The sequence below is a fragment of the Streptomyces sp. NPDC006174 genome (genome assembly GCF_040614075.1).
In the GTDB taxonomy this organism is placed as follows: domain Bacteria; phylum Actinomycetota; class Actinomycetes; order Streptomycetales; family Streptomycetaceae; genus Streptomyces.
The window spans coordinates 24,940-45,856 of sequence record NZ_JBEXTJ010000004.1 but is presented as its reverse complement, the minus strand read 5'-3'; the positions used below and the strand labels follow the sequence as shown (position 1 = coordinate 45,856).

Below are 20,917 nucleotides of genomic sequence, written 5' to 3'. Positions count from 1 at the left end.
AGGTAAGAGGCGGCGGTTGAGGCTCGGCGGTCCTCAGAGCGCGACCAGCACCTTGCCCCGGTGATCCGACCGGTCGCGGTAGAGGCTCTCGTAGGCGGCCGGGATGGCGTCGAAGCCGTGGTGGAGCGTGTGATCGCAGACGACCTCGCCGCGCCGGACCCGGCCGCCCAGCTCCGCGTGGAGGTCCTTCCAGTTCTGCTCGGTGAACCACTCCAGCGAGAAGATCCCACGGACCGTCGCGCGCGGGAACATCAGGTACGGCAGCAGGCGCGGGCCGGTGTCCTCGTTGCCGACCTGGGTCGCCCACTGCCAGCACACCGCCACCTGGCTGCCGACGTTGAGCATGGAGAACACCACGTCGGTGACCGTGCCGCCGAGGTTGTCGAAGTAGCGGTCGACGCCGTCCGGAGCCGCCCGGGCCAGCGCCTCGCGGACGGTGGCGGCGCTGTCGGTGTGCCGGTAGACGACGACCGTGTCGAAACCGAGTCCGCGGAGGTACTCCGCCTTCTCCGGCGACGAGGTGGTGCCGACGACCCGGGCTCCGGCGAGCGCGGCGAGCTGGCCGACGAGCGCGCCGACGGCGCCGGAGGCCCCGCTGACTACGAACGTGTCGCCGGCCGTCACCGTCATGTACTTGGCGAGGGTGCCCCACGCCGTCATGCCCGGCCCGCCCATCACGCTCAGCGCGGTCGGAAGCGGCAGGGCCTCGTCGTACCAGCCGGGATCCAGCCTGCGGTAGGCCGGGAAGACCATGGGGAACGTGCCGGTCTGCCACCGCTCGGCCGCGCCCGTGGAGACGACATGGGAGCGCCAGCCGCCGAAGCCCTGGACGAGGTCGCCGACGCCGTGGGCGGCGCGCGGTCCGGCCTCCACCACCTCCATGATCGAATCGGCGCCCATATGCGTTCCGAGCGGCGTGTCGAGCGCGATGCCCTGGAGGTAGGGGTCGACGGAGACGTACAGCGTGCGCAGGAGCATCTCGTCCGGAGCCAGGGACACGTCGACGTTCTCGACGACCTTCGCGTAGATCCGGTCCACGTCGGGCACGCCTTCGACGTGCTCGCGGACCACCCATTTCTCGATCTTCATGTGCTCTTCCCTGTCGTCGGTACGGCGATGACGCGGTGGGTCGGCAAAGGCGCGGTGAGGTCGACCGACGCGGTGAAGGGTCTGCCGTCGTCGCGGCAGATGAACTGGGTGACGTGCCGTCCGGCGGCGGCGGCCCGGATCAGCCCGCCGGTGGTGGCCCAGACGCCGGACTGGTAGAAGTTCGCGAGGCCCGGCAGTCCCGGACCGTGCTTCTTGACCAGCTCTTCGAGCCTCTCGCCGCTCTCCACGAACGGCTGCCAGCCCAGCACCGTACCGTCGTAGTTGCCGGTGTAGCGGACCTGCGTGAGCGGGCTGGAGACGTCGCGTACGACGATGGCGTCGCGCAGGCCCGGGAAGCGCTGCTCCAGGAAGTCCACGAGCGCCTCACGTGCGCGCCGTTTGGCCACGTAATAGCCGCGGCCGTGGCGGACGGGCAGGGTGTGCAGCTCCTGGCCGCCACGGGAGCGGGTGACCTGTTCGGGTCCTTCGTCCAGGGCCCGCCACGGGGCGATGTCGCAGAAGTACGTGGCGTAGACGACGGTGGTTCCGTCCGGTGAGAGTTCGGGGTAATGGCGGTTGCGGAACTGGACGTTGATGCTGGCGTGGCGGATGCCGGTCAGCTCGGCGGCGGTGGCGTCGTCGAGCAGGTAGGTCGTGCAGGGGTCGCCGGCCGGGAAGGGTCGGGAGAGGCCGAGGAAGAGCGTGAAGTAGCCGGGAAAGACCATGCCGGGCTCGTGGATGGTCCGGGTGTAGAGCTTGCGGTACTCCTCACCCAGGTACTTGCCGCCCAGGAACTTCATGGTGGTGGTGTATCCGTCGCAGGCCGACACCACGATGTCGGCGCGCAGTTCACTGCCGTCGCTGAGCCGGACGCCGACCGCGCGGTCGTCCTCGACGATCACCGTCTCGACCTTCGTGTTGTACGAGATCTCTCCACCGAGCCGGCGGTAGCGGGCCTCGATCGACCGCGCGAGGCCGAGCGAGCCGCCTTCGGGCACACCTGCCGACAGGTTGGCGTGGGAGGCGAGTTGGAAGTGGAACGGCAGAACAGGGAAGTTCGGGTGCTTCTCGTACAGGATGAAGTTGAACGCCTGCCGCAGGAGCGGGTCCTTGAACTTCGCCGAGTACTCCGTCATCAGGACCGTGATCGTCGTGCGCACGGCGTTGACGTACGGGACGAACGAGGCGAGCATCCGCCACCGCTCCAACCGGCCCATGAGGCCGACGGGTTTGAGGAACGGGTAGACGGCGAGCGCCTTGCGGAAGCTGCGGAGCTGGGCGCAGAACTTCCGTACGGTACGGGCGTCGGCCGGCGAGATCGCGATGAGGTGGGCCTCCAGCCGGTCGGGGTCGGAGTAGAAGTGGACGGCCCGCCCGTCCTGTCCGCGCACGATGTTGAACACGTCGAAGTGCCGGATCTCCTTGCCTTGCAAGGCGCCCAGCTCCAGCCAGATCTGGTGCATCTCGTTGCCGGGACCGCTGCCGAGGAGCCAGCTGACGCAGGCGTCCAGCGTGAAGCCGCCGCGCTCCCAGGCGGTGCAGCAGCCGCCGGGCAGTTCGTGCATCTCCAGGATGTGGGTGCGGTAGCCGTTCATGCGCGCGTAGCAGCCGGTGGAGAGGCCACCGAGACCACCGCCGATGATGATCATCGACTCGCGGGTCCGCCGGGTCCTGCCGGTCGTGGACGTGGTCATGAGCTGGTGTCCTCCCGTGCCGACCACCGGTCCAGCTGAGGCAGCCGGCCCAGCTTTCCGGGGTGCCAGGGCTCGGTGGCCTCGCTCTGCGACGCCCGGAATTGCAGACCGAGTTCGCGGCAGAGGTACTGGACGGCGAAGCGGCCGGTGGAGGCTGCGCGGATCAGACCGCCCATGCCGACCCACTGACCGGCCATGGAGAAGCCGCTGAGGCCGGGCAGCCGCATCCGGTCCCGTCCGACCAGACGGGCGGCGACGTCATCGGCGTCGGAGAAGGCCTTCCAGGCGAGGATGGAGCCGTTGTGGTTGCCGGTGTAGCGGTGCGTGGTGGCGGGCGAGGCGATGTCGACGAGGTCGATGCGGTCGTTGATGCCCGGGTGGCGGCGCTCCAGGAAGGTGCGGACGAAGTCGGCCACCTCCTCCTTGCGTTGGCGGTACTCCTTGCGGTTCCTGGTGCGCAACTCCTTCCAGTACGCGTAGTCGCTGAAGTAGGTGCAGTGCAGGACGGAGCGGCCCGGAGGTGCGAAGCCGTGGGAGTAGCGGGAGCGCGCCTGGACGACCAGGCTGTTCTGCAGGGCGCCGGGAAGGCTTTCGCCGTCCTCGTCGGACAGGAGGTGGGTGGTGCTGTGGGCCTCGCCCGGGTCGAAGTCGCCGCGCAGGCCGACGAAGGCGGAGACGACGGCGGGGAAGAGCGTGCCGGGGCGGTGGAGGAGGTCGGTGTAGAGCTTGTCGATCCTGGGTCCGGTGTACCGGCCGCCGAGCAGTTCATGGACGGTGGTGTGGCCGTCGGCGGCCGACACGATGTGCTCGGCGAAGTACCTCGCGCCGTTGCGGAGTTCGACGCCGACCGCGCGGTCGTTCTCGACCAGGATCCTCTCCGTACGGGCCCGGTAGGTGACCTGTCCGCCGAGGCCCAAATAGCGTTCCTCGATCGAGCGCGAGAGGCCGAGCGAACCACCTTGCGGGAAACCGGCGTTGAGGTGGTACGCGGCCGCCATGTTGAACAGGTACGGCAGGAGCGGGAAGCCCTCCGGATCCTGGAAGAAGATGTTGCGGAAGGCTCGGCGCAGCAACGGGTCCTGGAACTTGTCGGCGAAGACGTGCATCGGCGTGGCGGCCGTCCGCCAGAACAGCCGGAAGGCCGGCAGCACCGTGCGCAGGGTCGCCGCCCGCTCCCGTACGGTCCGCAGCGCGGGTGCGGTCAGGAACGGGTACAGCTCGATGGCGATGAACCGGCGCAGATCGCGGGTGAAGGCGCGGATCAGAGGTGCGTCGGCGGGTGAGATCGCCAGCAGGTGGGCCTCCAGGCGGTCCGGGTCGTTGTAGAAGATGACCGAACGGCCGCTCTCGTCCTCGACCTTGTTGAACAGCTCGAAGTTGGTGACGGTCTTGCCGTCGAGCGCGCCCAGCTCCCGCCACACCTGATGCGCGTCGTTGCCGGGCGCGGTGCCGATCAGCCACTCGATGCAGTAGTCGAAGAGGTAGCCGTCGCGCGACCAGGCGGTGCAGCAGCCGCCGGGCAGGACGTGCTTCTCGAGGATGCGGGTCCTGGCGCCGCTCATCTGGGCGTAGCAGCCGGTGGAGAGGCCGGCCACGCCCGCGCCGATGACGATGACGCGTGGCGGTGTGCCGGGAGTGCGCCGGCGGCTGGTCCAGTCGTCGGGTGCGTCGCGCAGGGTGCTCGGGTCATCCGCCATGGGCCGTGTCTCCCGTCAGTACGGTCCGGACCAGGGCGGCGTTACGGGCCAGGTGCTTGGGGTCGAGCATGTCGGCGTGGACGCCGGAGCCGCGCAGGACGACGGTGGTGGCGGTGGAGCTGCCGTGCCAGGTGCCGTGCCGGCCGATGGCGTACAGGGCGGTCTTCTCCTCGTCGGTGATCACGCTGACCGGCGCGGCGACCGTTCCGGTGTTAGGGGTGCGGCCGCAGAAGGTGAGGTATTCGGCGGCGTGCGCGAGGGTCTCGCGGGTGACGGCTTCGGAGCCGGTGTGTTTGCGCAGGTGGTCGGCGAGTTCGGCTTCGAAGGCACGGATCCCCTCGTCCCCGGGCTCGTAACGCTCCATGATGCGGCGGGAGTCGAGAATGACCACATGGCCCACCCGCCGACCGCGCCGCTCCAACTCCTTCGCCGTCTCGAAGGCGAGGTTGCCGCCGAGGGAGTAGCCGAGGAGCAGGCAGTCACCTGCGGGCCGGGCGGCCTCGACCAGGTCCGCGTATCGGGCCACCTTGTCGTCGCCCGGCAGGTAGTTGAAGCCGATGACGGCGTACTCCGGAAGCTGGGCGGCGAGGCCTCGGTAGACGAGGCCGTGGCCGCCGGCTGGCGGGAGGCAGAAGAGGTGTGGCGACTGGCCGGAGTTGAAGGTGAGGTAGGGCAGTTCGTCGGCGCTGGTGCTGTGCAGGACCTCCTGGACGGTGGCGGCCATGCCGTGGAGGGTGGTCACCTGGTAGAGGCGGCTGACGGGGACGCTGACGCCGAACTCGGTGCGCAGGTGGTGGAGAAGCTCGATGAGCTTGATGGAGGAGCCGCCGATCTCGAAGAAGTCGTCCTCCAGACCCACCTGTTGGAGGCCGAGCAGCGCTTTCCAGTGCCGGGCCACGCCGACTTCGTAGAGCGTCACCGGCTCCTCGTGAGGCCGCTCACCGGTCTCGGCCCGGGGTGCGGGCAGAGCGGCGGTGTCGATCTTGCCGTTGGTGGTGAGCGGGAGCGCGGGCAGCTCGACGACGTACGACGGGATCATGTACGAGGGCAGCGCGCCGGCCAGGTGGCGGCGCAGGGCCCGGCGGTCGAGCGCGGCGCCCGGTGTCGCCGGTACGCAGTAGGCGACGAGCGCGGCCTCTCCTCCGGTGTCCGTGGCGACGGTGACGACGGCGCGGGCGAGCGGCGGCCACTGGGCGAGGAGGGCCTCGATCTCGCCGATCTCGATGCGGTGGCCGCGCAGTTTGACCTGGCCGTCGGCGCGGCCGAGCAGGTGGACGCGGCCGTGGGCGTCCCAGCGGGCGATGTCACCGGTGCGGTAGAGCCGTTCCGGTCGGGCGCCCGGCGCCTTGCTGAGCGTACGGGTGACGAAGCGGTCCGCCGTCTGCTCGGGATCTCCGGCGTAGCCGAGCGCCACACCGTCACCGCCGATCCACAGCTCACCGGGGACTCCGGGCGGCACGGGTTCGCCGTGGGCGTCCAGGACGTGGAGGGTGCTGTTGGGCAGAGGCCGGCCGATCGGGACCATGAGGCCCGGTTCCAGGTCCTCGACCGGTCCTTCGAAGGAGGCGCTGTCGATGGTCGCCTCGGTGAGGCCGTAGGAGTTGACGAGCCGCGTCGCCGGGCCGCACAGCTCGCTCAGCCTCTCGTACTCCGCCACCTTCCAGGCGTCCGAGCCGACCACCAGCAGCCGCAGGAAGTCCAGCCGCAGCCGCTCCCGTACACAGTGGTCCATCAGGCCACGCACCACCGCCGGTACGAACTCCGCGGAGTCGACACGCTCCTGACGCATCGTCCGGTACAGGCGTGCGGTGTCGAAGAGCAGATCGCGGTCGGCCAGAACGAGGTTGCCGCCCGAGCAGAGCGCGCGGATCAGGTCGCCGGTGAACACGTCGAACGACGGCTCGGCCATTTGGAGGTGCACCCGGACATCGGTCTCCAGCCGGTACTCCTGGCGCCATGCCTCGTACGCGGAGGCGAGGTTGCGGTGGCTGACCCGGACGGCCTTGGGGCGGCCGGTGGAGCCGGAGGTGGTGATGACGTACGCGGTCGAGTCCGGGTCCGTGTCCCGGCGGAGGTCGTCCGGGTGCGGCTCGGTCGCGTGGAGCGCGTCGAGGGTCACGGTGATGACCGGCAGTGCGGCGGTTCCCTGGCGCGCGGGCTCGCCGGAGACGATGACGAGAGCCGCTCCGGTGGCCCGGACGAGGTGCGCGATGCGGTCGGCGGGCTGGCCGGGCCGCAGCGGCAGGTAGGCGCCGCCGGTCTTGAGGACGGCGAGCAGAGTGACGATCAACTCCGGCGACTTGTCCAGGCAGACGACGACCACCGAGCCGTCCCCGACACCCAGGGTCCGCAGCCGGGAGGCCGCGTCGGCGGCCCGTCGTTCCAGCTCCGCGTAGGTCAGCCGGCGGGCGCCGCCGCCCGGCAGCGGCAGGGTCACCGCGATGGACGCGGGGTGAGCGGCAGCGACCTCGCTCACCAGCTCGTGGACCGGGATGAACGGCGAGTCACCGGTGACCGCGGGCAGAGCAGGCCGGCTCCACTCCCCCACCAGCTGCTCCCGCTCCTCCTCGTCCAGCATCTCCAGCCGGGATGCCGGGTGTTCGCCGGAGGTCCGGGTCATGTGGTCGAGCAGGTGGGTGTAGTGAGCGGCCATGCGGCGCATGGTCTGCGGGAGGAAGAGGTCGGTGTTGTACTTGAGGACGCAGTGGAAGCGGTGGTCCGCCTCGTCCTCGTAGGCGGAGAGCGTGATGTCGAACTGACCTTCCTCCTCCGGCAGTTCGATGTACTCCAGGCGGTAGCCGTACTGCTCGGTGGCGACCTTGTGGGTGAGGAGGATGAACATCGCCTGGAAGACGGCCGAGCGGCTCGGATCGTGCTGGAGGCCCAGTTCGTCGACGAGCAGGACGAACGGGTACTCCTGGTTGTCCAGGCCGCCGAGGACCGTCCGGCGCACCTGTTCCAGGAGTTCGGCGACCGTGGGGTCGCCGCTGAGGTCGGCGTGGAGCGGGAGCGGGTTGACGAAGTAGCCGTAGACGGAGGCGAAGTCCTGGCGGGTCCGGCCGGTCACCGGTGAGCCGACGACGATGTGGTCCTGGCCCGAGTAGCGGTGGAGCAGCAGGTAGTAGGCGCTCAGCAGCACCATGAACGGCGTGACGTCGTACGCGCGGGCCAAGGCATGGACGCGAGCGCTGAGTTCGGTGTCGAGCACGAAGAACTCGGAGGCACCGTTGTGCGTCTGGACCGCCGGGCGCGGCTTGTCGGTGGGAAGGTCCAGGAGCGGGACCTCGGCGGGCAGGTGCGAGCGCCAGTAGTCGAGCATTCCGGCGGCCGCGCGGCCGGCGAGGAAGGTGTTCTGCTGGTTGAGGAAGTCCAGGTAGCGGGCTTCGACGGGCGGCAGTTGGGGTTCGTGACCCTGCCGCAGGGCTTCGTAGACCTGGAAGAGCTCCTCGATGAAGGTGAACGTGGAGATGGCGTCCGAGACGATGTGGTGGACGGCCTTCATGATGATCCAGCGGTCATGACCGCGCTTGAAGAGGCGGAAGCGGACCAGCGGATCGCGCGCGAGGTCGTAGGGCTTGCGGTACTCGGCGACGATGGTGGCGTGGATGGTCTCCCACTCCTCGCCCTGGACGTCGAAGAGAGCGAGGTCGGGCCGGACGTCCTCGGAGACCCGCTGCACGGCCTGTCCGTCCTCCAGCAGGAAGTTGGTGCGGAGAGCGGGGTGGCGGGCGATGAGGCGGCGGACGGCTTCGAACATGAGGTCCGGTTCGAGAGCGACGTTCACTTCGACGGCTCCGCCGATGTTGTACGCGTAACCGTCGGGGTTGAGGTGCTTGAGGAACCAGAGCGCCTTCTGGTTCTGGGTCAGCGGGTAGCGCGTGGGGTCGTCGTGGAGTTCGACGGGCCGGGCCGTGGTGTCGGAGTCCTCGGCCGAGGCCAGCTCCGCCAGGCCGTCGTGGAGCTGTGCGGCCAGTTCGCCGGCCGGGGTTCCGCTGAGGAGGGCGACCACAGGGAGGGCGACGCCGAGTTCGGCGTGGATGCGGGCGCGCAGCTCCATGGCGAGCAGCGAGTCGAGTCCGAGCCGGCCGAGGCCTTCGGCCGGGTCGATGCGGTCGGTGCCGGTGCGCAGGACGGCGGCGGAGAGAGCGGCGAAGCGGTCGGCCACCAGGGAGCGGCGGGTCTCCTCGTCGGCGGTACGGAAGGTGTCGAGGAAGCCGTTGCCCTGGGCGGCGGTCGGTGGCGGGGCTGCGGCCGCGGCCAGGGCGGCGACCAGTGGAGGTGGTGAGGGGTACCAGGCCAGGAAGGTGGGCCAGTTGACGACGGTGGCGACGACCAGTTGGGCGTGGTCCTGGCCGATGACGCGTTCCAGGACGGCCATGCCGGCGTCGGGTGCGAGGGAGCTCATGCCGCGGCTGTGCAGGTAGTGGTCGACCAGGCCGAGCTCCTCGATCATGCCGGTGGTCCAAGGGCCCCAGTCCAGGCTGAGCGCGGGCAGGCCCTGGGCCCGGCGGTGGTGGGCCAGCGCGTCCAGGAAGGCGTTGCCCGCCGCGTAGTTGGTCTGGCCGGCGGTGGTGAGCAGGGAGGCGATGGAGGCGAAAAGGACGAAGTGGTCGAGAGGCTCGTCCCGCAGGTGCCGGTGGAGGAGGTAGGCGCCGATGGTCTTGGGGTCGTGGACGGCGTCGAAGGCCGGCCGGTCCAGGTCGGTGACCAGCGTGTCGCGGACCTGTCCGGCGAGGTGGAACACTCCGCGTACGGGCGGCGAGCCGGTACGCCGGTAGGCGTCGAGCCAGCCGGTCAGGGCGTCCTCGTCGGTGATGTCGAGAGAAGCCAGAACCGCCTGGGCGCCGAGCGCCTCCAGTTCGCGGAGCAGGGCCACCGCGCGGCCCTCGGCGGTGGCGGGGTCGGTGGAGGCCCACTTCTCACGGGCGGGCACCGGCGTACGCCCCACCAGGATGAGCCTGCGAGCGCCACGCCGGACGAGGGTGCGGCACAGCAGCCGGCCGAGTGCGCCGAAGGCGCCGGTCACCAGGTAGCTGCCGTCGGCCCGCAGGCGCAGCGGCAGCGGCCGGGTGAGGCCGTCGGCGGGGCGGAGGCGGCTGGTGCGGCGTACGCCGTCGCGCAGGGCGATCTCCTCCTCGTCGTCGGTCAGCACCTCGCGCAGGAGCGCCTCGGCCTCGGCGGCGGCTCCTTCCGGACCTGGCCGCCGCTCGGGATCGAGGTCGATCAACTTGCCGGGATGGTCGGCGAGCTCCTGGTGGCGCAGGACGCGACCGACACCCCAGGCCGGAGCACCGAGCGGTTCGACGGGTTCGTCGGGCAGGACGGGCTGGGCGCCGCGAGTCACGATGTGCAGCCGGCCGCTTCCGCTTCCGCTTCGGGCGAGGAGGGTCCGGGCCAGCGCGATCAGGGAGTACGAGCCCGGGCCCGCGTGGTCGCGTACGGTCTGCCGGTCGCAGGCGGCCAGCGAAGGGCGGTCGAGGTTCCACAGATGCACGACGGCCCCGCGGAACGGCTCGCCGTCCCGGTCCAGGTCGGCGAGGACGCGCTGCAGGTCGGCGTCGGACTCCGGGTCCACGGTGTACGAACCGTCCGGCCCCGCTCCGGCGTACGCCTCGCCTCGGTGCACCAGGCGGCAGCGTTCACCTCGGGCTGCGGCGAGCGCGGCGAAGGCGTCGGCGATGCCCTGGGTGTCGGCGAGGACCAGCCAGCCGTGGTCCCGGGCGGCTATGACGGCGGGCGCGAGCGGGTCCTCCTCCGCCGGCTCCGGGCACTCCGTCCAGACCGTCTCCGCGAGCCAGGAGTCGATGGTGGTGCGGGCGACGGTGGTGGCCGCCTTCTCCACGTCGGCGGCCCGGAACCCTTCGATCCGGCCGAGCGGCGTGCCGTCGTCGGCGTACAGCGCGATGTCGCCGAGCGTGGTGTCGGCGTCCGAGGGCCGCACCGTGGCGTGCACCCAGAGCGGCCGGTCGCCGACCGGTTCGACGGCGACCTCGGCCAGCGAGAGCGGCAGCTTGATCCCGGCTCCCGGTACCGGCTCCTGGAGGAGCTGCGGAGTCAGCAGCGCCTGGAAGCAGGCGTCGAGCAGGACCGGGTGGAGGTGGTGGCCGGAGGCGTCGACGCCCTCGGGCGGACGGATCCGGGCGAGGACCTCGCCGGCGCCGATCCACACCTCCTCGATGGCCCGGAAGGCGGGGCCGTAGTGGTAGCCGAGCCCGGCCAGCGCGGAGTAGCAGTCAAGGCCGGTGAGGCGGCGTACGGTACGGGCCCGGATGGCGGCGGCGTCGAGCGGGGCGCCGGTCCTGCGGCGCTGCCCGGTGCGGACGATCCCGCTCGCGTGGACGGTCCGCTCGCCGTCGTCGCCGGTCGCGGGCGAGGCGATCGTGAAGGCCGCGTCCTCCAGCGAGAGCGACACCTCCACGGTCCGGTCCTCGCCGTCCGGCAGGAAGAGCGCCTTGCGCAGGTCGATGTCGGCCAGGACGGCGGTGGTCCCACCGGTGAGCCGCCGGACGGCCTGGGTCGCCATCTCGATGTAGCCGGCAGCCGGAAAGACCACGGTGTCCTGGATGCGGTGATCGGCCAGATAGGGCAGCGACTCGGTGTCCAGGCGGGCCTGCCAGGCCGGTTCGGTGCGGTCGGTGCGGCGGCCGAGGAGCGGGTGGTCGATCCGGCCGAGGCGGACCTGGGCGACGGACGGTGGTTCGGTCCAGTGCCGGTCGCGGCGGAACGGGTGAGGGGGCAGGGTGACCGGGCGGCCGGTGGGCTCAAGGACGTTCCAGTCGATGTCGGCGCCGAGGTTGTGGAGTGAGGCGAGCGAGAGCGCGAACCGCTCGCTCTCGTCCTCCTGGCGGCGGATCGAGGGCAGCGTCAGTCCGGAAGCACCGGTGGCTTCCAGGCACTCGCGGATGGCGTGGCCGAGGACCGGATGCGGGCCGATCTCCAGGAACACCTGGTGGCCGTCGCCTGCGAGCCGGTCGACGGCGGCCCTGAACCGTACCCGCTCGCGTACGTTCGTCCACCAATAGCCGGCGTCCAGCTCACCACCCCGCGCAACCCCTTCGGATCCGGTGAGATGGAGCGGGAGTTGGGCAGGTCGTGGCTCCAGAGGGGCCAGAGAGCCGAGCAGTTCGTCCTTGATCCGCTCCATGCCGACGCTGTGGTACGGAACTTGCACGGTGAGGAACTTCGCGAACTGCCGCTCGGCCCGCAGCTCCTCGGCCAGCAGCGCCAGGGCCTCCGCCTCGCCGGCCAGCGTGATGGAGGTGGGACTGTTGACGGCGGCGATCGAGACCCGGTCGCGGTACGGGCGCACGCGGCGCTCCGCCTCGTCCTCCGTCAGGCTCACCGCGAGCATGGTGCCGGTGCCCGCGAGGGTCTGCTGGAGGCGGCTGCGGTGCACCGCGATCCGGGCCGCGTCACGGAGGGAGTAGACGCCCGCCTCGTAGAAGGCGGCGATCTCGCCGGTGCTGTGTCCGACGACGGCGTCCGGACGCACACCGTACGACCGCCAGAGCGCCGCGAGACCGACCTGGAGGGCGAAGTTCGCGGGCTGCGCGAGCCAGGTCTCGGCCATGCGGGAGGCGGACGCGTCGGCGGTCAGCTCCTCGATGAGCGACCAGTCGGCGAACTCCGCCAGGGCGTGGCCGCATGCGGTGACCGCTTCTCGGAACACCGGCTCCTCGCGGAGGAGTTGGCGGCCCATGCCCCACCACTGCGGACCCATACCGGTGAAGACCCAGACCAGGCGCCGCGCTTCGGCGTCCCGCGCGCGGTCCTGGACGATCCGTGGGTGGGTCTCGCCGCGCTGGTGGGCGGCGAGCGCCTCGTCGAGGGAGGCGCGCGAGGAGTGGACGACGGAGAGCCGGTACGGGAGGTGCTGGCGGCGGTGGGCCAAGGTGTGGCCGAGGTCGGACAGGGCCACGGCCGGGCCGTGCTCGCCGGCCAGTTCGGCGCGGATTCCGGTGGCCAGCTCCGGGAGGGCGTCGGGGTGGCGGGCGCTCAGCGGCAGGACGCTCCAGGTCCGTTCGGCCGGGGCGGCGGTGTCCTGTGCGGGTACCGGAGCCTCCTCCAGGACGACATGGGCGTTGGTGCCGCCGAATCCGAACGAGTTCACACCGGCCCGGGCGGGTCCGTCGTGCTCGGGCCAGGGGGTCGGCCGGGTCGGGATCTCGTACGGCAGCGCGGCCTGGTCGATGGCGGGGTTGAGGCGCTCCAGGTTGATGTGGGGCGGGATCTGGCGGTGTGTGAGGCAGAGGACCGTCTTGATCAGCCCGGCGATCCCGGCGGCGGACTCCGTGTGCCCGATGTTGGTCTTCACGGACCCGACGTACGCGCGAGCGCCCGGCGTACGCCCGATGGCCAGGGCGCGAGCCAGCGCGCCGGCCTCGATCGGGTCGCCGACCGGCGTGGAGGTGCCGTGCGCCTCCATGTACTGGAGGTCGCCGGGCGCGATGCCGGCCTCGGCGCAGACGCGGCGGATGAGGGAGACCTGTGCGTCGGGGTTGGGCACGGTGATGCCGTTGGTGTGGCCGTCCTGGTTGACCCCGCTGCCGAGGATGACGGCGTGGATCCGGTCTCCGTCGCGTACGGCGTCCTCCAGCCGCTTCAGCGCGACCAAGCCGACGCCTTCGGCCCGTACATAGCCGTCGGCGGCGGCATCGAACGTACGGGAACGGCCCTCCGGCGACAGGAAGCCGCCCTTCGTCTCGGCGATCGTGTACTGCGGGGCCAGGTTCAGCAGAGTGCCGCCGGCCAGCGCGAGATCGGTCTCGCCCCTGCTCAGGGCCTGGCAGGCGAGGTGGACGGCGACCAGGGAGGAGCTGCAGGCGGTGTCGATGGAGAGGCTGGGGCCACGGAAGTCGAAGCAGTACGAGATCCGGTTCGACACCATCGTCATCATGGTCCCGGTCGCGGTGTGCGCGGCCAGCGAGGTGAAGCCGAGGTCGGCGAACTGGAGGATTTTGTAGTCCAGGGTGAACGCGCCGACGTAGACGGCGACGTTCTCACCGGCCAGGTCGGCGGGCCGCTGGCCGCCGTCCTCCAGCGTCTCCCAGGCCACCTCCAGCAGCTTTCGCTGCTGCGGGTCCATGTGGTCGGCCTCGCGCGGGCTGATGCCGAAGAACGCGGGGTCGAACGTGTCGAAGCCGTCGATGTATCCGCCGCGGCCGCCGACGAAGCGGCCGGGTTTGTCGCGGAAGCGGCTGCCGAGAGTGGTCACGTCGTACCGGTCGGGCGGTGTGGGTGTGATGCAGTCCTTGCCCGCCATCAGGTTCCGCCAGAACGTCCGGTGGTCCGAGGCGCCGCCGGGGAAGCGGCAGCCCATGCCGATGATCGCCACCTTGTCGCGTAACGCCCGGTTGTTCGCGTCGGCCATGGTCGAGAACTCCTCAAGTCGTTGTGGTGCGTTAGTGGTTGGCGGCAGGGCCAGGGCGAGCCAGGCGTCGCGGAACCGGCTCTGATCCGCCGGAGACGCCCTAGGGGCCTGGTTTCGGCCGTCGCCGCCAGGGGTGCAGCAGGCCGGCGAGGATCTCTCCGGTGGCGGGGAAGGAGGCCGGGTCGTGGAGGCCGACGGCGGCGGGTTCGCGGCCGGGTCGCCAGGTGAAGCTGCCGAAGAGGTGGTCCCAGCACGAGAGGTCGGAGCCGTAGTGGCCGGCTTCGGACAGGTCGGTGCTGTGGTGCAGGCGGTGCTGTTCGGGACTGGCCAGCAGATGGTTGAACCTGCCGATGCGGACATCGATGTTGGCGTGGACGAAGTAGCCCTGGGCGACGACGAAAAGCCCGGTCACCAGCACGGCCGAGCGGGAGAATCCGGCCAGGGCCAGGGTCAGCTGGACGAGGCTCTGGGCGAGCACGATGTCCAGCACGTGGTTGACGCCGTTGTTGGCGACGTTGACCTTCTGCGGCACGTGGTGCACTCCGTGCAGGCGCCAGAGGATGGCGCTGGTATGGCCCAGCCGGTGAACCAGGTAGCTGACGAGCGATCCGGCCAGCAGGGCGCCGGGGATCTCGGCCCAGAGGTGGTGGCTCCGCTCCTCGGCCGAGATCCACCCCACCGCGGACGTGACCAGAAGTTGCGCCAGTGCGCTTCCGGCCATGGTGAGCAGAAAGTAGATGCCGTACCAGCGCCACTCGTCCTTTCCCGGGTGCCAGGTGCGGTCATAGGGAATCAGCTGTTCGAGAATGGCCAGATACGTCAGGGTCCCGACCAGGAAAAGCGGACTCACGATGGCCGGATCCCAGCGCAGAACCAGTGCGGACGCACCGACAAGGACGACAGCCAGCAAGAGGAGCGGATAGGCGGTCACCCGGAGCACAGACGCCGGCGAGATTCCGGCCGCGCTCGTCCCACTGCCCGAATGGCCGACCGTAAGGCCGACTCCATAGTCAATCGAATCGATCTCGCCATCGGCGGACCGTTCGCACTCGTCCATCCGTGACCCTCCACGGGAGATGGGATCTAGGAGAGAACATCGCGTCGGCGCAGTTCAAAGGCGCCTAAGACGTTGCCCGAGAGGTCGCCCGAGGGGTTGGTGGTCACCTCGCGGCGCGAGCAGCCGTAATGTACCGATCGATTCCGGACACCCGGCTCCACCGAAACGGGCCGTGGCGTGAACCGATGCCCCCCAGCTCCATCGGCCCAGATCATTCATTTCCGATTCCCACGGCTTTAACCACCACCTCGTCACCGAATTGCCGAGCCCTTCGCGAGCGTTCGTCGAACGCCATCCGTGAAGGCGATTTCGGCACAGAGGAATGCCGGATCCTTTCACGGCGTCCGAGCAATTTCTGGGTGAGTCAATTTGTACGAGGAATTCCCTCATAGGATCATCCCTGTGCCGTGTGACGGGCGCACGCGAATGCGCTGCGATGTGCGTACGTACGCGGTGGCGCGCTCCCGGCCTCCGGCGGTGCGCCCGCGTACCGGTCGGCGCGAGGCGCGCTTCCACGGGTGCGGGCGCCCTGCGATGATCGGCGGCGGACCGCGCACCCGCCCCACGGCGGAGCCGCGGCGAAGGACTGTCGGCGCGCCACGACCGTGACCCGGCCTGGGCGCCCACAAGCGAGGGAGTCTCCTTGAGTTACGACGTCAGCGCGGTGCGCGCGCAGTTTCCCGCACTCCGGGCCGGTACGGCACACTTCGACGGACCCGGCGGCACACAGACCCCGGCGCCCGTCATCGCGGCCTTCACCGAGGCGCTGAGCAGGCCGCTGTCGATCCGGGGCGCCAATCTGCCCGGCGAGATCCACGCGGAGACGATCGTCGGCGACTTCCGGCAGGCGCTGGCGGATCTGCTGGGCGCGGACCCGGGCGGGATCGTCCACGGACGCAGCGCGACCCAGCTCACGTACGACATCTCCCGTGTACTGTCCGGGAGTTGGGCGCCGGGAGACGAGGTGGTGGTGAGTCGGCTGGACCACGACGCCAACATCCGGCCGTGGGTGCGGGCGGCCGAGCGGGTGGGTGCGGTGGTGCGGTGGGCGGAGTTCGACCCGGCCACCGGCGAGCTGCCCGCCGAGGCGATCGGCGCGCTGCTGACCGAGCGGACCCGGCTGGTCGCGGTGACCGGGGCATCCAACCTGATCGGCACCCGGCCGGACCTGCCCGCCATCGCCGAACTGGTCCACCGGGCCGGTGCGCTGTTCCACGTCGACGGCGTGCACCTGACGGCGCACGAATTCGTCGATGTGGAGCGGCTCGGCGCGGACTTCTTCGTCTGCTCGCCGTACAAGTTCTTCGGCCCTCACCACGGCGTGCTCGCCGCCCGCCCGAAGCTGCTGGAAACCCTCCGTCCCGACAAGCTGATGCCGTCCAGCGACGCCGTCCCCGAGCGCTTCGAGCTCGGCACCTTGCCGTACGAGTCCTTGGCGGCCACCCGCGCCGCCGTCGACTTCATCGCGGACCTGGGCACCGGCGGTACGGCAGGCGGACGGCGGGAACGGCTGCGCTCGGCCTTCGCGGCGGTCGGCGCCCACGAGAGCGCGCTGCGGGAGGTGGCCGAGAAGGCGCTGGGCGAGCTGGGCGGAGTGACGGTGCATTCGCGGGCGGCCGAGCGGACGCCCACGCTGCTGCTCACCTTCGAGGGCCGGGACGCCTCGGACGCGTACCGCTTCCTCGCCCGCTCCGGCGTGCACGCCCCGGCCGGTTCCTTCTACGCCCTGGAAGCCTCCCGCCATCTGGGCCTCGGCGACGACGGTGGTCTGCGGGTGGGGCTGTCTCCGTACAACGACACGGACGACGTGGAGCGGCTGCTGGCGGGGCTGGCGGAGTTCCTGGGCTGAGGAGCGGGTGCGGAGTCCGCTCGGTGAGGTGGGAGGCGGCGGGGGCGGTGCCGGGGCACGTACTTCTTCTGCGGGGAGGGTGGGGAGGAACGTCCGGTCCGCTGTTCGCCCGCCGCCCGGCTACGTGAACAGTTCCACGGTGATGTGCGGGGACAGCGCCCGGAGGAAGTCGGGCGCGTCGAACATCCTGCCGGCCGAGGCGACGCCGACCGCGCGGGTGCGTCCCGTCAGGACGCGTTCGGCCGCTTCCACCACCAGAGGCGCGGTGACGGCGTAGATGTCCTGGCCCCGGGCGACGGCCCGCCGTTCGGCTCCGCCCGAGCGGACAGTCACGTCGACGAGGAACGTCTGGTCGGAGCGCCCTCGCTCGTCGGCCGCCGCCGGTGCCGGCGTGTCCGGGGAGGCGAGGTCGCGGGCCGCATCGGCCGTCATGTAGGTGCGGACCTCGGGGACGGTCAGATGGCTCGGTACGGTCACGACGTCGGCCATCGTGAACTCCCCGATCACCGCGCGCGGGCCCAGCGGTTCGGGGAAGGGCCACTCCATGGTGGGCGGGGCGTCGTCGCGGTGTTCCAGCCGCCCTTCGGTGTAGCGGATGCGCCGGCCGGCGCCCCGCCGCTCCCGGGAGACCGCGCCCGCCGTACGGGTCCCGGCGGTGGGGTGCCAGCTGCTGAGCCCGTACGCGATGTGTACCTCGTCGGCCGCTGTCCAGTCACCCATCGCCGCGGTGGCCAGCAGGTCCCCGAAGCCGCCGAAGAAGGCCATCGCCGGGACGATCAACGCCTCTGCTTCCCGGGCCCGTTCGGCGTAGTGCGCGAAGGTGTCGAGGTTGGCCTCGATCTCGGCCGCCACGTCCAGATAGGGGATGCCCGCGCGCAGGGCCGCCTCGATCACGGGGGCCGCCGTCGTGGCGAAGGGGCCGGCGCAGTTGATGACGGCCGCCGCGCCGGTGAGGGCCCGGTCGACCGAGGCGGGGTCGTGGGCCGATGCCGTACGGATGTCCGGCGCGGTTCCGTACGCTCCGGCTGCGCGGTCGCCGGTTCCGTACGCTCCGGCCCCGTGCATCTCCGAGCCGTACGCCAGTGCCTTCAGCTTGTCGGGGTCGCGGCCGACGAGAACCGGGCGGAATCCGCGCGCCCTCAACTCCGCCACCACGAACCGCCCGGTGTGTCCGTAGGCGCCGAAGACCGCCACCATCCGGTCCGAACCCATGAGTTGTCCCCTTGCCGTCGTCCGTGGATGATCCACAGCCGAGGCTCTGCCACCCCGGCTTCCCGCCACGGACATCCTGGCCGGAGGCGGTCGTCCACCGCGACGGTCCGGAACGCCATGGCCCGTACACTTTCGGACATGACCGCTGTCGCGCTCGCCGTCACCGACGGCATGCTGCACTTCGAACTGGCCCTGGCCTGCGAGGTCTTCGGCTCCCACGCACCCGAGGGGGCGGACTCCTGGTACCGGCTCTCGCTCTGCGGGCCGGACGCCGTACGGGCCGGGCGGTTCCGGCTGGAGCCCGACCTGGGGCTTGAGGGGCTCGTGGGCGCCCACACCGTGATCGTCCCCGGCTGGGCCGACATCGATCAGGCCCCGCCGGCCGACCTGGTCGACGCCGTCCGCGCGGCCCATGAGGCGGGAGCCCGGGTGGCCTCCCTCTGTTCGGGCGCCTTCGTGCTGGCCGCGGCCGGTCTGCTGGACGGCAGGCGGGCGACCACGCACTGGGCGCACACCCGGGTGCTGGCCGAGCGCCACCCTCGGGTGATGGTCGACCCGGATGTCCTCTACGTGGACGACGGCAGCGTTCTCACCTCCGCGGGCAAGGCCGCCGCGATGGACCTGTGCCTCCACCTCGTCCGGCTCGACCACGGCTCGGCGGTCGCCAACACCCTCGCCCGCCGCCTGGTCGTGCCGCCTCACCGGGACGGCGGACAGGCACAGTTCGTCACGACCCCGGTGCCCGCGCCGGGCGGCCATCCACTCGCCGATCTCTTCCCGTGGGCGATGCGCCGGCTGGAGCGGCCGCTCACCGTGGAGGACCTGGCGCGGCAGGCGCGGATGAGTTCACGGCACCTGGGCCGTCACTTCAAGTCGGCCACCGGCACGACCCCGTTGCAGTGGCTGCTCGTCCAACGGATCCGCCGCGCACAGGAGTTGCTGGAGACCACCGACGACACCGTCGACGCCATCGCGGCGGCCACGGGCATGGGCACCGCCACCACCTTGCGCCGCCATTTCCACCGGACGGTCGGTGTCCCGCCGGACGCCTACCGCCGCACCTTCCGCGCCCGGTCCCGCACCGGGCCGGAGGCCCGACTCGGAGCCGTAAGAGGGCTCATCGGCGGCTGATCACCGCGAGCGCCTCCAACGCCTCGGCCAGGCCGGACGGATGGCGGACTCCCGGTGGCAACTGCCCGGCCCAGCCCGGTCCGGCGACCAGGACGGCCGGCCGGCGCCGAGCGCCCCGTACGCCCCACTCGATGGACTCCACCCGTGCCGCCAGTGCCCGGCTCGCGGTGGACCGGGACTGGGCCCAGAGCACCACGGCGGCGGGGCCGGTGCGACGTACCGCCTCCTCCATCGCCAATACCGGCAGCGCCGCGCCGAACATCCTGACGGGCAGGCCCTGTTGGGCCAGTCCGGCGGCGAGTGCCTCCAGTGCCAGCGTATGGCTCTCGCCCGGTGTGCAGGCCAGGAGCGAGACCCCGGAACCGGCCATCGGCGCGCGCTGCGCGGCGACCCGGCGCAGCGCGCAGGAGACGTGCCAGGACAGCAGGTGCTCGACCTCGATGTACCGCTCCCCCGCGGTCTCCCACTTACGGCCGACGGCGTGCAGCGTCGGCATGATGACCGACTCCCAGGCGGCGAGCAGTCCGTACCGCTCGATCGCGGCGGCCAGCAGGTCGTCCATGGCCCGCGCGTCCAGCCGGACCGCCGCCCTGGCCAGCCCGCGGCACTCCTGGCGGGCCCGGCCGAGCGGGAGTGCGCCGGGGGCGTGGGAGGCCGGACTCTCGGCGCGGTCCTCCTGTTCGTCCGGCCGAGCGGCATCCTCCGGGGAGGCGGCCGCCAGGGCCGCGCGGGCGGCCTCGGCCGGGGGCATGCCGGCGCTCGTCAGTCCGCACATGCACTCCAACAGCCCAATGTCGGCCGACGTCCAGCGGCGGTGCCGGCCGCCCTCGCGGGAGGCCGGGCCGATCCCGTAGCGGCGGTCCCAGGAGCGCAGGGTCGTCGGCGCCACTCCCAGCAGCCGGGCCACCGCCCCGGTGGTCAGGCCACCGGTGGTAACCCCTTTGGTGAGCACGGAGACCGCATCGTCCATACCGTCCACCATACGACGCAGAAACGATGCATGTTGCCCGGGAGGGCGCCGCACGGTTGCCTGGCGACCAGCGGGGCGACGGGCATGCCCGGACGGCGTTCGTCCGGAGCGGGACAGCGCAGGGACGACCCGCCGGTGCCGGCGAACGGGGCCGTGACGGAACGGAGAGGACGGACCGACATGACGGCGTTCCTGAGCCCGGCAGGCACGGTGGACATGGCGGCCACGCTGCCTGCTCCGGCCTTGGGCCGAGCCCCGGACCGGGCTGAGGACCGGGCCGAGTCGGAGCGGCTCGCCGCCGGGTTCGTACGCGGCGACGAGGACAGCTTCACGTTGGTGTACCGGCGGTGGGGCGCGCTCGTGTACACGCTGGCGGCCCGGTCCCTGGGGGACGCGCGGGAGGCCGAGGACGTGGCGCAGCAGACGTTCCTCGCCGCCTGGCGGGGCCGTCACGGCTACCACGCGGTGCGCGGACCGCTGCCGGGCTGGCTGGTCGGCATCGCCCGCCGCAAGATCGCCGACGCCCACGCGGCCCGTTCCCGGCGTGCGGAGCTGGCCGCCGCCCACGCGGCGCGCGAGGAGGCCGACGCGCCCGGAACGGCCGAACGGCCGGAGGCGGCGCTGGACCGCGTGCTGGTGACCCAGGAGCTGCGCAAGCTGCCGCCGGTACAGCGGCACATCCTCCGTCTGGCGTTCTTCGACGACCTCACCCACGTCCAGATCGCCGAGCGGACCGGCCTGCCGCTCGGCACAGTGAAGAGTCACGCCCGGCGCGCGATATTGCGCATCCGGCGCTCCGTCGCGGAGGGCTCCCCTGCGGAGGGCTCCACCGCGAGGGAGTGACGTGC

At 71.4% G+C, this 20,917-nt stretch carries 10 protein-coding genes; 3 read left to right on the top strand and 7 right to left on the bottom strand.

Annotated features, from left to right (window positions below; genetic code table 11):
* Nucleotides 1-33 precede the first annotated feature (33 nt).
* The 5 genes from ABZ267_RS10155 to ABZ267_RS10135 form a co-directional block, all read right to left on the bottom strand.
* Nucleotides 34-1,089: an NADP-dependent oxidoreductase gene (locus ABZ267_RS10155; RefSeq protein WP_356753464.1), complete on the bottom strand. Its 1,056-nt coding sequence runs from the start codon at nt 1,087-1,089 to the stop codon at nt 34-36.
* Nucleotides 1,086-2,783, bottom strand: coding sequence for an NAD(P)/FAD-dependent oxidoreductase (locus ABZ267_RS10150; protein WP_356753462.1), 1,698 nt, complete (start codon nt 2,781-2,783; stop codon nt 1,086-1,088). The genes ABZ267_RS10155 and ABZ267_RS10150 overlap by 4 nt, the downstream gene beginning before the upstream one ends.
* Nucleotides 2,780-4,480, bottom strand: a complete 1,701-nt coding sequence (locus ABZ267_RS10145) for an NAD(P)/FAD-dependent oxidoreductase (RefSeq protein WP_356753460.1) — start codon at nt 4,478-4,480, stop codon at nt 2,780-2,782. Before ABZ267_RS10145 ends, ABZ267_RS10150 begins: the two co-directional genes overlap by 4 nt.
* Complete coding sequence (locus ABZ267_RS10140; RefSeq protein WP_356753457.1) at nt 4,470-13,850, bottom strand: amino acid adenylation domain-containing protein; 9,381 nt, start codon at nt 13,848-13,850, stop codon at nt 4,470-4,472. Before ABZ267_RS10140 ends, ABZ267_RS10145 begins: the two co-directional genes overlap by 11 nt.
* Nucleotides 13,851-13,950: 100 nt before the next feature.
* Nucleotides 13,951-14,907: a sterol desaturase family protein gene (locus ABZ267_RS10135; RefSeq protein WP_356753455.1), complete on the bottom strand. Its 957-nt coding sequence runs from the start codon at nt 14,905-14,907 to the stop codon at nt 13,951-13,953.
* 643 nt (nt 14,908-15,550) lie between these two features.
* Between ABZ267_RS10135 and ABZ267_RS10130 the strand changes: the two genes are divergently transcribed.
* Nucleotides 15,551-16,756, top strand: a complete 1,206-nt coding sequence (locus ABZ267_RS10130) for a cysteine desulfurase-like protein (protein ID WP_356753453.1) — start codon at nt 15,551-15,553, stop codon at nt 16,754-16,756.
* Between the two features lie 120 nt (nt 16,757-16,876).
* On the opposite strand, the gene ABZ267_RS10125 is transcribed toward ABZ267_RS10130, so the two are convergent.
* A complete protein-coding gene (locus ABZ267_RS10125) occupies nt 16,877-17,968 on the bottom strand; it encodes a saccharopine dehydrogenase NADP-binding domain-containing protein (protein ID WP_356753451.1) in 1,092 nt (363 codons plus the stop codon).
* A 138-nt stretch (nt 17,969-18,106) separates the two neighbouring features.
* Here ABZ267_RS10125 and ABZ267_RS10120 point away from each other — a divergent pair, with 138 nt between their 5' ends.
* Complete coding sequence (locus ABZ267_RS10120) at nt 18,107-19,099, top strand: helix-turn-helix domain-containing protein (protein ID WP_356753449.1); 993 nt, start codon at nt 18,107-18,109, stop codon at nt 19,097-19,099.
* Here ABZ267_RS10120 and ABZ267_RS10115 read toward each other — a convergent pair.
* A complete protein-coding gene (locus ABZ267_RS10115; RefSeq protein ID WP_356753447.1) occupies nt 19,086-20,069 on the bottom strand; it encodes a MerR family transcriptional regulator in 984 nt (327 codons plus the stop codon). The genes ABZ267_RS10120 and ABZ267_RS10115 overlap by 14 nt on opposite strands.
* Before the next feature lie 180 nt (nt 20,070-20,249).
* On the opposite strand from ABZ267_RS10115, the gene ABZ267_RS10110 reads away from it, so the two are divergent.
* A complete protein-coding gene (locus ABZ267_RS10110; protein WP_356753445.1) occupies nt 20,250-20,912 on the top strand; it encodes a sigma-70 family RNA polymerase sigma factor in 663 nt (220 codons plus the stop codon).
* The last annotated feature ends 5 nt before the right edge of the window (nt 20,913-20,917 follow it).

Excerpts from the sequence above, each read along its gene's own strand:
- ABZ267_RS10110 (WP_356753445.1), top strand. The coding sequence starts at position 20,250 with ATGACGGCGTTCCTGAGCCCGGCAGGCACGGTGGACATGGCGGCCACG.
- ABZ267_RS10155 (WP_356753464.1), bottom strand. The coding sequence starts at position 1,089 with ATGAAGATCGAGAAATGGGTGGTCCGCGAGCACGTCGAAGGCGTGCCC.
- ABZ267_RS10150 (WP_356753462.1), bottom strand. The coding sequence starts at position 2,783 with ATGACCACGTCCACGACCGGCAGGACCCGGCGGACCCGCGAGTCGATG.
- ABZ267_RS10115 (WP_356753447.1), bottom strand. The coding sequence starts at position 20,069 with ATGGACGATGCGGTCTCCGTGCTCACCAAAGGGGTTACCACCGGTGGC.
- ABZ267_RS10125 (WP_356753451.1), bottom strand. The coding sequence starts at position 17,968 with ATGGGTTCGGACCGGATGGTGGCGGTCTTCGGCGCCTACGGACACACC.
- ABZ267_RS10120 (WP_356753449.1), top strand. The coding sequence starts at position 18,107 with ATGACCGCTGTCGCGCTCGCCGTCACCGACGGCATGCTGCACTTCGAA.
- ABZ267_RS10140 (WP_356753457.1), bottom strand. The coding sequence starts at position 13,850 with ATGGCCGACGCGAACAACCGGGCGTTACGCGACAAGGTGGCGATCATC.
- ABZ267_RS10145 (WP_356753460.1), bottom strand. The coding sequence starts at position 4,480 with ATGGCGGATGACCCGAGCACCCTGCGCGACGCACCCGACGACTGGACC.
- ABZ267_RS10135 (WP_356753455.1), bottom strand. The coding sequence starts at position 14,907 with ATGGACGAGTGCGAACGGTCCGCCGATGGCGAGATCGATTCGATTGAC.